Genomic DNA, 12,953 nt, shown 5'->3' with positions numbered 1-12,953 from the left:
AAGGATAAGACGATGGAAAAAGACTATTCGATCACCTTCTTCTACTACGAAGACATCCACGCCATCGCTTCCTTCTACGAGAAGGTGCTCGGCTTCGAACTGGTGCTGGACCAGGGCCTGGCGCGCATCTATCGCATCGCCGGCAAGTGCTATTTCGGCATTGTCGACGGCAACCGCGGCCACCTGAAACATCAGGAAAAGAGCGCGGTCCTCTTGACCATCGTCGCGCAGGATGTCGAAGGCTGGCACAAGCGCATGAAGGAGGCCGGGGTGAAAGGCTTGTCGGATATGCTGCGCGGCACCTATTGCGAACACTTCTTCTTCGAGGACCCGGCCGGCTACGCAATCGAAATCCAGCGTTTCCATAACCCGGATGTCGCAAAATTGTTCTGATGGGGGCCGATCAATGACCGTACCGACGGTGATGCGTGACACGCTGTTCTCGAAGGCTCATGAATTCGGACAGGCACCGTTGCTGTCGCTGCCGGACGGTTCGGTGGCCGATCTGCAGGCCGGCTATATCCCGCTGCTCGTCAATTTCAGCTTCGAGGACAAGGCCGCCAAGGGCCTGCGCAAGCTGAAGGAGCAGGCGGAGCCGGAACCGGTCGTTTATTTTTCGGCATTGGAAATGGCCCGCGACCATCCCGCGCTGCTGCTGGCGGGCGAAACGGGCAGCGGCAAGACGAGCTTCGCGCGCCATCTCGCCTTCAGGCTCGCGGGCGAGGGGCCTGTGGCGGCACCTCTGTCGCGTAACGATCTCGGTGCCGTGCATGATGAAATCTGGGGGCTGGAAGACGTCCTGCCGCTTTATGTGTCGGTGACAGCCGGCAAGACGTTCGCCGAATTGTTGGAAGTGGCGTTGCCGGGGAATGAGGCTCTCCTGTCTGCCGAGGCATGGACGAATTCGGACGCGACCTTGCTGGTTATGCTCGACGATATCGACGCCGCGGGTGCCGACGGTCTTGCACTTCTGAGCGAAGCTCTGCTCTTTCAGGCGCTCCATCCACGCATTCGCCTGCTGGCGCTCGGCGAGATTTCCGTCGTCAAGGGGTGGGCGCTTCCATCGGGCTTCGTACGTTACGACCTCCTGCCGCTGCTGAAGGTCCAGCGCCGTGATGCGGCCAGGCGGCTCGCCGGGCTCGATCTCGATGTAACGGGCATAGCGCTGGGAGATGCCGCCGCCAATCCGGCACTGTTCGCCATGGCGATCAATGGGGAAAATGTCGGCGAGACTGCCGAAGCGATTACTGATGATTGGCTTATAAAAGTATGCGGCGATGCCGGGACGGCGGCGTTCCTCTCCGGGCTGGCGTTCGACGCGCTGACTGGGAAGCTTGACGATCCCACGGTTCTGCCGGTCACGCGTGTGCGCCAGCTGCTTGCCGCACGCCATCTCGCCTCGCGGTCTGCAGAAGAAGCCGTCCAGCCTTTCCGTCAACGCCCCGATCTCTGGACACCGGTGCTCAGGAGTCTTGCTCTGCGACTATCCGGCTCGGAAAAGGCAAGCGCATTGATCGAAGCTCTCATCGAGGGTAACGGCGACGAGGTGCGGCACGGTGCGCTCCTTGCGGCCGATCTGCTGACGGAACCTGGCTCGCTGCGGGATCTCGTCGCAAATCACCTTCTGGCAATTGTCCGGGATGGCGCATTGTCCGCGCCGGAGCGCGAAAAGGCGGGCCGCAAACTGTCGGTCTGGGGTGATCCGCGCGATCTCGATGCGCTGGCGGATGTGCCGGGCGGCACCTTCACCTTCGGCTCCAACACTCATCCCAACTCTGCGCCGCCGCATCAGGTGTCTGTCGATGCCTTCCGTATAGGTCTCTATCCTGTCACGAACGCCGCCTACAGCGCTTTTGTCGTGGAAACCGGACGGTTATGGCGCAGCCCGGACGGCTTTGCCGAGGATCGCCGCAATGCGCCGGCCGCTGACCTGACCTGGCGGGATGCGCGAGCCTACTGCGACTGGCTGACGGCGCGCTGGCGTGCCGGAGGCCGGATCGGGGCAGACGAGACCATTCGTCTGCCGACGGAACCGGAATGGGAGCGCGCTGCGCGGGGCGATCAGCCGGATGTGGGCGACGAAATCATCGTTTATCCCTGGGGCAATACCTGGGTCGACGATGCCGCAAATTCCGAGGAAGCGGGTTTCAACAATACCTGCACGGTCGGCCTCTTTCCCAAGGGGCGTTCCCCCTACGGGTGCTACGAAATGGCCGGTCAGGTCTGGGAATGGGGCACAACGCTCTGGGGTGAGGATATGGGGACGCCGAGTTTCAAATATCCCTATGCGGACGACGGTCGCGAGACGACGGACGCTGCACCGTCCGTCCGCAGAGTGTTGCGCGGCGGCTGTTTCTCCAGCGGCAAGCTAAAGGCCTGCTGCACCTATCGCGGTAGCCTTGAGCCCGACGGTTTCTGGCGCGGGAACGGTTTCCGGATCGTGGTCGCCAAGGTGACGCGTCATGATGCAACGGTCGATCCTGGCTTTTCCGAACGCCTCTTGGGGTAGCAGTTGCATATTGGAGATAGGCCGGCATGAGCCGGCCTCCAAAGCATCACGCCGGCCGCTCTTCCGCCGCGTTTGGCCGCCATTTGATGAGCTTGCTCTCGATCACGTCGAGAATCCTGTCGATGATCAGGAGGGATCGTTCGCCGTCGTGGAGGCACCCTCTCTCCGGCGGCCGAGCGGTTCATGACGATGTTAATTGGAACCTGGGCCGAGGGTGCACCGAGTGGAAACCCATAGTCGCCGGAGAAAGCTCACAGGCCAAACAACGCGTTGGCGTGATATGTCCGCTATCTGTCCACAACGGACATTATCATTTATGAATGAGGCGCTAGAACTATCTTCATACTCATCATTGGAGATAACAAAAATGTCCGCCAGCACCGCACTTCTTGTCATCGACGCTCAGGAATCCTTCCGTCATCGCCCCTACTTCCGTGAGGAGGGCGTCGCGCTTTATGTCGAACGCCAACAGGCCCTGATCGATGGTGCAAAAGCGTCCGGCTTTCCCGTCATCCAGATTTTTCACGTCGAGGATTCCGGAGCATTTTCCGAAGCCTCCGGCCTCGTTCGCCCGTTTGCGCCGCTCCGCATCGACGCGGACGCCGTCTTCCGCAAGCGCCGGCATAGCGCGCTTGTCGGCAGCGGACTTGATGTCTGGCTCACGGGGCATGGCATCCGTAGCCTCATTGTTTCCGGTATCCGCACCGAGCAATGCTGCGAAACCACGACCCGGCATGCTTCCGATCTCGGCTATGCGGTCGACTATGTCGGCGAGGCGACGCTAACCTTTCCGATGACGGATGTTACGGGCCGCGAATGGAGCGCCGCGGAAATCCGTGCCCGCACCGAATTGGTGCTGGCCGATCGCTTCGCCCGGATTGCGACCGTCGAGGAGGCGCTGGCTCAAGCTCCGAAGCGCGCCGCAGCATGACAGAAGAAGAGCGGCGGCGGATCGTCCCTGTCTATGTAGTTGTGCCGCCGCGCACTCTGTTGCTGGACATCGCCGGACCAATGGAGGTGTTGCGAAGAGCCAACCTGGAGCAGGCAGCGGTTCGATTCTCCATCACCTATATCGGACCGTCCGCCGACATTCTCAGTTCGACCGGACTCGGCCTGACCGGAATCAATCCTTTGCCTGCGGATCTTCCAGATGGAACTCTCGTCGTCGTGTCGGGCGCGGTTGACGAGCCGCTGGGTGCGATCATTGACACAAGAAACACTGATGCCCCGCTGGAAACCGAAATCGTCGAATGGTTGAGGCGAACCGTACGGCCTGGCATTCGTCTCGCAACGATCTGCTCCGGTGCGCTGCTTGCCGCGCGCGCCGGTTTGCTAGAAGGCCATGAATGCACCACGCATTATAGCCTGCTCGCCGACCTGACCCGTTTTGCGCCAACGGCGCGTGTCCGGGAGAACCGGCTTTATGTTGAAGACGGAGAACGGCTGACGAGTGCCGGCGTCACAGCGGGCATCGACCTGATGCTGGCCGTTATTGCGCGCGACGTAAGTCATGCGACAGCATTGGCCGTTGCACGCAACCTCGTCATCTATCTGCGCCGGGCAGGCGCCGACCCGCAGCTCTCGCCTTGGCTCGAAGGGCGCAATCATATTCATCCTGCCATTCATCGCGCCCAGGATGCGGTCGGTTCGGACCCGTCGCGCGACTGGTCGTTGGAAACGCTGGCGCAGGTCGCAGCGACCAGTCCCCGCAACCTGTCGAGGCTTTTCAACGAGCATGCCGGCATGAGCGTGATCGACTATGTCAACCGCATGCGCATAGCCCTCGCCAGGGAGCTCGTTGTCGGCTCGAGGCTGGATATGGAAAGCGTTGCCGAACGGGCCGGATTTTCATCGGCAAGGCAATTTCGCCGCGCTTGGCGCAGGCTGCATGATGCCTCGCCTGCGCGTGTGCGGGTCGGCAAGGTCTGACTGGATCCAGCGTGATCTCGATGCATCTGGTAAATTGATGTTACGAATACCAAACTTACCTACAAAGCGTTTGTAGATATCTGCCATATTCGCTTTTGCCCAGCTTCTTGCCAACGGCTTCCAGCTGGTTGTCATCTATAAAGCCCCTGCGCCAGGCGACCTCTTCAGGGCTGTTGATCTTGATGCCCTGCCGCTTCTGCAGAGTGCCGACAAAGTTGCCTGCTTCCAACAAACTCTCGGGCGTCCCGGTATCGAGCCAAGCAAAACCGCGGCCCATCTGTTCGACGTTCAACTTGCCACGTTCGAGATAGACCCGGTTGACATCGGTGATCTCCAGTTCACCCCGCAGCGACGGCTTGAGGTTTGCGGCAATGTCGACCACGTCCTTGTCGTAAAAATAGAGCCCGGTCACCGCCCAGTTGGATTTCGGTACCGTCGGCTTTTCGACGATCGAGATCGCTTTCATTGCCTTGTCGAACTCCACGACGCCATAACGTTCCGGATCGTGGACATGATAGGCGAACACCGTCGCACCATCGTTGCGCGCCGCCGCACTTTCAAAAAGCTCGGTGATGCCATGGCCGTAGAAAATGTTGTCACCGAGGATGAGGCAGGACTGATCCGATCCGACAAAATCGGCACCGATGATATAAGCTTGAGCAAGACCTGCAGGCGAAGGCTGTTCTGCATAGGAGAGCGAGATTCCCCAAGCCGAACCGTCACCTAACAGGTTGCGAAAATCGGGCAGATCATGCGGTGTGGATATGATGAGGATGTCGCGTATTCCGGCCAGCATCAACGTTGAGAGCGGATAATAGATCATCGGCTTGTCGTAGACGGGCATCAGCTGTTTCGACGTGACAAGCGTCATCGGATGCAGACGCGTCCCGTTGCCGCCAGCCAGAATGATACCCTTCATCGACAGTTCTCCTCGGATGCCTTTTCCATGCCGGCCTGTTTTTCCGGCGCATCGCAGGCCAAGAGCCTTTGCAATGTAGTCGCAGTCGCGATTTTCCAGTTGGGCAGACGGACACCGTGAACCCTTTCGAGTTTGCTGCAATCCAGCCTCGAATTGTTTGGCCTGCGAGCCGGTGTCGGATATTGCGCAGTCGGGATCGGATGGACGATCGCTGACGGGTCACCCATCTCGACAGATATGCGGAAGATCTCGGACGCAAAGTCTGCCCAGCTGGCCTCACCGCTTCCCGCCATGTGGAATATACCGCGCAGGCGCTGGTCCCGTGACGACAGCAAATTGTCGGCAACCGCTAAGATGGCATCGGCGATATCGAGTGCAGATGTTGGATTGCCGTATTGATCGGCGACGACATCGAGTTCGTCGCGACTTCCAGCAAGCTGCAACATCGTGCGCAAAAAGTTCTTGTTAAAGGGGCTGTAGACCCACGCGGTCCTGAGGATGACGTAATCTGCTCCCGACGCGACCAGACGACGTTCGCCCTCAAGCTTCGATTGACCATAAACATTGAGGGGCGCGACGGGGTCACTCTCATGATAAGGCGAAGTCTTGCTGCCGTCGAAGACATAGTCCGTCGACAAGTGGATAATCGGCACGTTGAGCTTGGTCGCGACGCGACCGATCTCATCTATGGCCGCACTATTGACGAGAAAAGCTTTGGCGGCGTCGCTTTCTGCTTGGTCGACGGCAGTATAGGCGGCAGCGGAGATGATCAGTTCAGGTCTCGCGTCCACAAGAGCTTTTTCGATCGTTCCGATATCGGCAAGGTCGAGATTGGGTCTTGCGAGCGGAATAATCTCTATCTCGCCGTGGCGCTCGGCTCGCTCGATCAGAGACTGCGCGACCTGCCCGAAACGCCCGGTGACCACATACCGCCGTGCCATCATTTGCCTCCGGATCCGTTAAGGAGGCCGAGCCGGCCACCGCCGTATCCCTGACGAAGCGGCGCCCACCACCATTCGTTTTCCAGGTACCACTTGACCGTCTTTTCGATCCCGGTATCGAAGTTTTCTTCCGCCTCCCAACCCAGTTCCACCTCGAGCTTCGTGGCGTCGATTGCGTAACGTGCGTCATGCCCTGGCCGGTCCCTGACATATGTGATCAGTCGCTCGTGTGGGGCTTTCTGCGGCCGGAGGGTATCCATGATCGAGCAGATGCGCTTGACCACCTCTATGTTGCTCCGCTCATTGCGGCCGCCGATATTGTATGTTTCGCCAATCCTGCCGCGTTCGGCGATGAGGTCCAGCGCCCTTGCGTGGTCCTCGACAAATAGCCAGTCGCGGATATTGGCGCCGTTGCCGTAAACTGGCAGCGATTTGCTCTCTAGAGCATTCAGCACAATCAGCGGGATCAGTTTTTCAGGGAAGTGATAAGGGCCGTAATTGTTCGAGCAGTTGGAGACAATAACCGGCATGCCATAGGTGCGGCCCCACGCTTTGGCCAGGTGATCAGAGGCTGCTTTGGACGCTGAATAGGGAGAAGAGGGATCGTAGGGGGTTTCTTCGGTGAACAATCCGTCTTCGCCGAGAGAGCCATAAACCTCGTCGGTTGAGACGTGGAGAAAGCGAAAGTCTGTTTTCGCTTTGCCGAAGAGATCCTGCCAGTAGTGCCGGGCTGCCTCCAGCAAGGTAAATGAGCCGACGACGTTGGTTTCGACGAAGTCGCGGGCGCCAGTTATAGAGCGGTCCACATGGCTCTCCGCCGCCAGATGCATGACTCGGTCGGGTTTGAAACTGTCGAACGCCTCCTGCATCGCCGCTCGATTGCAAATGTCTGCCTGAAGGAAACGATGCCGCGGATTGTTCTCGACGGTGGCGAGCGACGCCACGTTGCCGGCATAAGTCAGCTTGTCTACGGTCAAGACGTCGTAGTTTCTGACGAGAACCAGATGACGCACGACAGCCGATCCGATGAACCCGGCTCCGCCGGTAACAAGGACGCGCATTGTATGTCCCCTAGCTGCCATCAGCTATTGTGAATGACGTCGTCTCAAGCTCCGCGAGACGCGGTTGCATCCGATCTCTCTGCGAAAGCACGGCGCCTTCGGTTGTCACCGGCCACCTGATGTTGAGCTCGGGATCGTTCCACAATATTCCACGGTCATGGTCGCGGCTGTAGTAGTCCGTTACCTTGTAGGAGATGATGCTGTTGGGCTGGAGAGTGCAGAACCCATGCGCAAACCCGGCGGGAAGCCAGACCTGGCAACCGTTCTCGGCGGTCAGTTCCGCCTGGACATATTGCCCAAAAGTTGGTGAGCCTTTCCGGATATCGACTGCGATGTCGAGGATGGATCCGGCGATGCATCGGACCAGCTTTCCTTGGGCGTGAGGTTCAGCCTGAAAGTGCAGTCCTCTCACCGTTCCAGCGTCTACCGAAAGCGACTGGTTATCCTGGACGAAGTTGAAGGCACCGATGTTTTGACCAAAGAGGTCAGACCGAAAAGTCTCTGAAAAGTATCCGCGATGGTCTCCATTTTTTTTGGGCGTCACCAGCACGACGTCGGGGATTTTCGTTCGTTCAAATTGCATGTCTTCCTCGCACTCAGACCGCTAGGTCATCTCAACCACGTGATGGACATATCCGGCCGCGTTCACTGGATCATTCGTGACATCTCCAAAGGGCTTTTTCGTTTTGTGCCGTTGCAACGAAGCCGGTCTCGTTGTCTCCAGGGTAACGAATGCAGGCGAGAACATCTTGTGCGAGCGTTGGGGCGTGATTTGGTTTATCCAAGCCCCGATAAACCCTATAGCCAGAAATATGGAGATCAATGAATATATATTCCAGTCATTCGTGTAAATCTGTTATTGATGTTAAACAACATTTTGCGCATGATTGCGTATGGAGCAATTATAGTTCAAAACTTGAATTACTTTTATTGCAAAACCGCTTAATGGTGGCCGTATGATCATATTTTCAGATGAAAATTTGGAGGTGATACATCGTTCCGGGTCGTCTCCCTATCTTCTCGTCACATTTAACGAAATGGAAATGAGGGCGAACGGCAGTCGTTTCTGGGGGCAGCGATTGTGCGAGAAGGCCGACATTTCGGCGCTTGGCTTCATCAGCAGGCGACCGAACTGGTTTCCGGCGGCGAGCGTCGTCAAGGCTGTCGAGGCAGCCGCGCCTATCCTTCACGCGGCATCGGAGCGGATCCTCTACGGGCATTCGCAGGGCGGCTATGCGGCATTGCGCTATCGGAGGCGCTTCAACGCCACAGTGGCTGTCGCCTTTTGCCCGCAAGTCTCGATCGATCCGAAAGCCGTTCCTTTCGACGGTAGGTTTACGCGCCATTTCTCGCCCGATCTCCACGCCAATATGGGGATCGCGCCTGATCACGCGGCCGGCCGGGCCTATCTGTTCTTCGATCCGTTTCACGCCGTCGATCACCAGCACGCGGTTCGGATCGCGACGCTGCAGGAGAGGACCCATCTGGTGCCTGTCCATATGACCGGCCATGGCACCGTTCGCGCCTTTACCGGGACGGCGCGCGCGCTCTCGGTGATCGAGGCCTGCCGCGGAGACGATCTGCCGGGTCTGCGCGGTCTCGCCCGTGCAGCGCGCGTGACCGCGCCAATGCGGCCCTATCAGATCGCCATGACGGCGATTGCTCGGCATCGGGCCTGGGCCGACCGGTTTCACGCGCGCTTCGGCCCAAATTTCTCTCCTGTCGAGCAGGCAAACTTCCTCTACCACCGGGCCAATCGCCATATTCGCGACGGTGAGCTTGTGACGGCGCGGGCCATGCTTGCGGACGCCATGGCGTATCAGCCGGACAATCTCGGCTTCGGCCGTCGGCTGGAGGAACTGGACGGCCGTATCGCCCGGCTCAGAGCGGCCGGTGCCTTGCATTCGTGATCCCAATGTTGCCGGGCCCGCCCGACAAGGCGACCTTCCTGAAGAAGGACGGTCCTCTTGGCGTTTATCGAGGCGAGCGTCTTAAAGCGCGGGCGACAGAAGCTTGGGGCTCTCGGCGATCGCGGCATCGAGTTTCCGCCGCAGCAATGTGCGATAGAGCTTGACGTGTTCCCGCGCGCAGGCGGCGCGGTCGGCGGGTTGGCGCATGGAAACGCGCAGCCGCTCCCAGATTTTGCCATCGCCCAGCACCTCGACGATGCGATCCGCGAGATCCTGGCTGCTGCCGGCGCGAAAGTGCAGGCCATCCTTTCCGTCACGCACCTTTTCGGCCATTCCGCCGATATCGGAGCAGATCATCGGCCTGCGGTGGAGCAGAGCTTCCTGGATGACAACGGGCGAGTTTTCCCACCAGACGGACGGCAGAACCACCCAGTCGACGGAACGCATGAGACGTGGCACGTCCGCGTTCTGGTAGGCGCCGTAGAAGCGAACGCGGTTGCCGGCGTCGGCGATGAGCTTCTTGATCCGTTCCTGGAATTCGACCGGCTGTCGCTCAAGATTGCCGCCGAAGATCATCAGGCAGGAGTCTTCGCCCCATATCTCCTTCGGGATACGCGAGACGGCGTCGATCAGGATATCGGCGCCCTTGAATGGAGTCATTTGTCCGAAATAGGCAAAGCGATTGCGGCGCGGCTTGAGACCTTGAACCTCGCGCGCGGGCGCTGCTGTTTCCATGGCGATGCCGTTTTCGATCACGCTGATCTTGTCTCTTTCGATGCCCCATGCGGCGTAGCGATCCGCCAGGAACCGGCTGGGGGAGATGAAAGCGTCGGCAAGGTCGAGCATGCCGCGGGCGAACAGTTCGCGCTTCAGGAAACGCGAGACGGGGATCTCGGGAAAGCAGCCGTGGCAGGCGACGGGGGATGCGGTTTCGCAGAGCTGGCCGGAAGGCCGTTTCACCATCTGCCCGTGATTGTGGCAGATCGACAGATATTCGTGGAATGTGACGATGATGGCGGCGTGCGGAAACGCTTCTCGCAAAGCATAGAGCGCTTCGAGGCCGATACCGAGAACATGATGGAAATGGATGACATGGGGCCTCAGATCGCGCGCAAAACGCAAGAGGTCCTGGCTGATCGCCCGGGTATCGCCGTTGGACAGGAAGAAATGGTCGTAATCGTCCGTGTGGAACAGCAATTCGTCCTCGACAAGGCGCAGGCTCATCAGCGCGGATGCGGCGTGTCGCGGCACCGGGTGACCGATCCGGGCCAGATAAACCGATTCCACGTTCGGCAATGCTTTCAGGCCGAGATGCAGGTTGTGGGACGCGATTTCCGCCCCGCCGAGCGAGACCGACGGATGCGCATGCGAGACGACAAGGACGCGAAGCTGCTCGTTCATGCGGGCCTCTTTTCCAGGTGCTTTTCAACGGTGAGGATAGGCAGCCATTGGCTCTTGAAGATCTTCCGGTCGATCTCTTCCACTAAAGCCGCCATCGCAGGACTATCGCCGGCGCGTGCGTCGTCGCAGCCCCACATCTGCACGGACGGCAGCAAATAGGAGTCGAACCCGGACCGGCTGAGGCGGAGGCCTAGATCCACACCCTTCTCCTGCGCACCGAGATAGCCACCGCAGAAGCTGCCCGCGCCCGAGAGAGCGTCGCGGGGCATGATGCAGCATTCGAGCGAGGCCGCTGCGATGTGGGTCACGTTCATGTCGGTAACCGCTTTGAGCGGATATCCGGCGTAGCGGCCCACGACCGGTTGGTCGTCGTTGCCATCGTCGATCCAGCTTCCCGCCCAGCGAACCGAATGGTCTTCGTAAGCCAGGACGGGCGAGATGATGCTTCCTTTCATCGTGGAAGCAGCGGCGACGAGCTTGCCATACCAGCCTCTCCCATGCGGGATCAGTGAGGCGGAGAGCGACACGACCGTTTCACAGGAAAGCGCCTGCGTGCCCGCTTCCAGCATGTCGTAGACGTCGCCCGTTCCCTTCGTCGATACCAACCTGACCGAAAGGCGATAGAAACGCGCGAGTTCCTTGAGGCGGGCGGCCTGCCTGCGAAACCGCTCGGCAGGCATGGCAATCACGATTGGCGCGCCCCGGGTTTCCGGATCGAGTGCGAGCAGGGCAAGCAGCGGGGAGATGTCCTCCTCGCTCTCGCCTACGCCGATGATGATCGGCAGACCGTTTTTCTCATCGAAGAATCCAGCGTCGATGATCGTTTCGATGGCCGGCGCTGATCTTCCTGATGATCGTGTCAGGAACGGAACAACGTGTGTATCGACGATCGCCGGCAGCGCGCTGTTGACGGGATCGATCGAGCCGATCTGGCGCAATGCCGCCGAACGTGCCGAAAGGCGCGTCGGTTTGACCGGCAGAAACGCACGGCGCGAATCCTGCAGCGTCAGCTCGAAATAAAGGGACGCGCCTGGATCTTCGCCCGGTAACTGGGCGTGGGCAACGAAGCCGTGGGCGCGCTGATCTCCCCGCAGACCCGGCACAAGGTGCGTCTGGTCGTTGAAACTGTCCGCGACGTCAGGGCGATCGAAGCGCGTCCAGTGTTCGTCGAGGCGGGTTGCAGCATCGCGTCGGCGCAGCTTAACTGTCGCGACGTGGCCATCGGGGTCATACAGCCAGCCGGAGATGAGGAGATTTCCCGCATCGGCCTCGAATATGCTGTCTATCCCCATCCGGACGGGATAGGACAGGCCGGAGACGGTTTCCTTGCCCTCGAAACTGTTGGCGGCGGCCCGCAGGGACAGGAGCACGTCCGGCGTGCTGTGGGTGCGCATCAGGACCGACCGGATATGTTCGGGGGTTTCCTGCCGATCGGCGATGCGCTTTCGAGGGTGGACCGCAACATGCCTCCAACCGGCGCGCCCTCGAAAGATCAGACCTTCAATGTCGGCAACGCGGGCGGCCTCGTCCGTAACGAGAAGGCCGACAAAACCAGCGGCGCCATCGGGAGCGTCGGGACGTGTAAACGTGGCAATACCGCATTCCGCGACCACCGGCGTTGCCCTTCCGATCAGGGACATCCGGCAAGGCCCCGGTGCCATGCCGCGGCTCCAGCCCTGCAGGAATGTCACGCCATCATGGCTCTCGCCGATCACCTCGACGAAGCCATCAGTGGCGTGGGTCGCCTGTAAAAGCGTGGTTATGGTGAGAAGCCTGCGGCGGCTGAGATTGCCGGTCATCAGAGCGTCTACGAGCCGGTTTATGACGGCGGCCGACTGAGATCCGGCGGACTCGAGCATGAGCGCGGCCGCTTCCTCCGTTGAGGCAAGACGGGGCGCAAAGATGTAGGGCGTGCCCGTCTCCTTCTCCGTCTCTCCGAAGCGTATCGTGGTCATGGCAAGGTCCGTGTCCCCTGCCGGAAGGAGCGCCGCAAAGCCGTGCTTGGCCCGCGGTGAGGATGCGGTCAGTCGCCATTCCGAGACAAATGCATTTCGCGTATCGGCCTGATTTTCGCCGACGCCAACCGTCACGTCGCCGGCCGGGACTTGGCCGAGGCCTATAATGAGCAGGGTTGCCTCGTCGACGCGGCAGCCGATAACCCTTCCGGAGCGCATCGCCCTGCTCGCCCCCTGCTTAGCGGGCGTTGGTTTGGTGACCAGGGGGCCGGTGACCGGAGGGTTGGTAACCGTGGGGGACTGTTCCGTAACCAGCATGCCTTGCCCT

General features: G+C 60.0%; 11 protein-coding genes and 1 pseudogene. 6 read left to right on the top strand and 6 right to left on the bottom strand.

Annotated features, from left to right (window positions below):
- Positions 1 to 12: 12 nt before the first annotated feature.
- From ACZ9IU_RS16820 to ACZ9IU_RS16800, 5 genes and pseudogenes are all read left to right on the top strand, one after another.
- Positions 13 to 393 (top strand): VOC family protein, encoded by a 381-nt coding sequence (locus tag ACZ9IU_RS16820; RefSeq protein WP_038544783.1) that lies wholly within the window; start codon positions 13 to 15, stop codon positions 391 to 393.
- Positions 394 to 406: 13 nt separating this feature from the next.
- Positions 407 to 2,509: an SUMF1/EgtB/PvdO family nonheme iron enzyme gene (locus tag ACZ9IU_RS16815; protein WP_038544780.1), complete on the top strand. Its 2,103-nt coding sequence runs from the start codon at positions 407 to 409 to the stop codon at positions 2,507 to 2,509.
- A gap of 132 nt (positions 2,510 to 2,641) precedes the next feature.
- Positions 2,642 to 2,746: pseudogene (locus ACZ9IU_RS16810) on the top strand (LysR family transcriptional regulator); the annotation flags it as partial.
- Positions 2,747 to 2,876: 130 nt separating this feature from the next.
- Positions 2,877 to 3,440, top strand: coding sequence for an isochorismatase family protein (locus tag ACZ9IU_RS16805; RefSeq protein WP_038544779.1), 564 nt, complete (start codon positions 2,877 to 2,879; stop codon positions 3,438 to 3,440).
- On the top strand, positions 3,437 to 4,438 hold the full coding sequence (locus tag ACZ9IU_RS16800; RefSeq protein ID WP_038544778.1) for a GlxA family transcriptional regulator: 1,002 nt from the start codon (positions 3,437 to 3,439) through the stop codon (positions 4,436 to 4,438). The genes ACZ9IU_RS16805 and ACZ9IU_RS16800 overlap by 4 nt, the downstream gene beginning before the upstream one ends.
- A gap of 55 nt (positions 4,439 to 4,493) precedes the next feature.
- Here the strand turns inward: ACZ9IU_RS16800 and rfbA are convergent, their stop codons facing one another.
- Genes rfbA through rfbC form a run of 4 tightly spaced genes read right to left on the bottom strand, consistent with a single transcriptional unit; the run spans position 4,494 to position 7,942 of the window.
- Entirely contained in the window at positions 4,494 to 5,357 is an 864-nt protein-coding gene (rfbA, locus tag ACZ9IU_RS16795) for a glucose-1-phosphate thymidylyltransferase RfbA (protein WP_038544776.1), read from the bottom strand.
- Positions 5,354 to 6,298: a dTDP-4-dehydrorhamnose reductase gene (gene rfbD / locus ACZ9IU_RS16790; protein ID WP_437179058.1), complete on the bottom strand. Its 945-nt coding sequence runs from the start codon at positions 6,296 to 6,298 to the stop codon at positions 5,354 to 5,356. Before rfbD ends, rfbA begins: the two co-directional genes overlap by 4 nt.
- Positions 6,298 to 7,359, bottom strand: coding sequence for a dTDP-glucose 4,6-dehydratase (gene rfbB, locus ACZ9IU_RS16785; protein WP_038544773.1), 1,062 nt, complete (start codon positions 7,357 to 7,359; stop codon positions 6,298 to 6,300). The genes rfbD and rfbB overlap by 1 nt, the downstream gene beginning before the upstream one ends.
- A gap of 10 nt (positions 7,360 to 7,369) precedes the next feature.
- A complete protein-coding gene (gene rfbC, locus ACZ9IU_RS16780; protein WP_038544771.1) occupies positions 7,370 to 7,942 on the bottom strand; it encodes a dTDP-4-dehydrorhamnose 3,5-epimerase in 573 nt (190 codons plus the stop codon).
- A gap of 373 nt (positions 7,943 to 8,315) precedes the next feature.
- On the opposite strand from rfbC, the gene ACZ9IU_RS16775 reads away from it, so the two are divergent.
- Complete coding sequence (locus ACZ9IU_RS16775) at positions 8,316 to 9,269, top strand: hypothetical protein (RefSeq protein ID WP_038544769.1); 954 nt, start codon at positions 8,316 to 8,318, stop codon at positions 9,267 to 9,269.
- An 81-nt stretch (positions 9,270 to 9,350) separates the two neighbouring features.
- Here ACZ9IU_RS16775 and ACZ9IU_RS16770 read toward each other — a convergent pair whose 3' ends face one another.
- Together ACZ9IU_RS16770 and ACZ9IU_RS16765 are read right to left on the bottom strand one after the other, a co-directional pair.
- A complete protein-coding gene (locus ACZ9IU_RS16770; RefSeq protein WP_038544767.1) occupies positions 9,351 to 10,670 on the bottom strand; it encodes a glycosyltransferase family 4 protein in 1,320 nt (439 codons plus the stop codon).
- Entirely contained in the window at positions 10,667 to 12,943 is a 2,277-nt protein-coding gene (locus tag ACZ9IU_RS16765; RefSeq protein ID WP_080719196.1) for a hypothetical protein, read from the bottom strand. Before ACZ9IU_RS16765 ends, ACZ9IU_RS16770 begins: the two co-directional genes overlap by 4 nt.
- Between the last annotated feature and the right edge of the window lie 10 nt (positions 12,944 to 12,953).

Source organism: Mesorhizobium sp. USDA 4132, assembly GCF_056279545.1.
The sequence above is the reverse complement of the archived record's forward strand: the minus strand, read 5'-3'. Positions and strand labels throughout refer to the sequence as shown.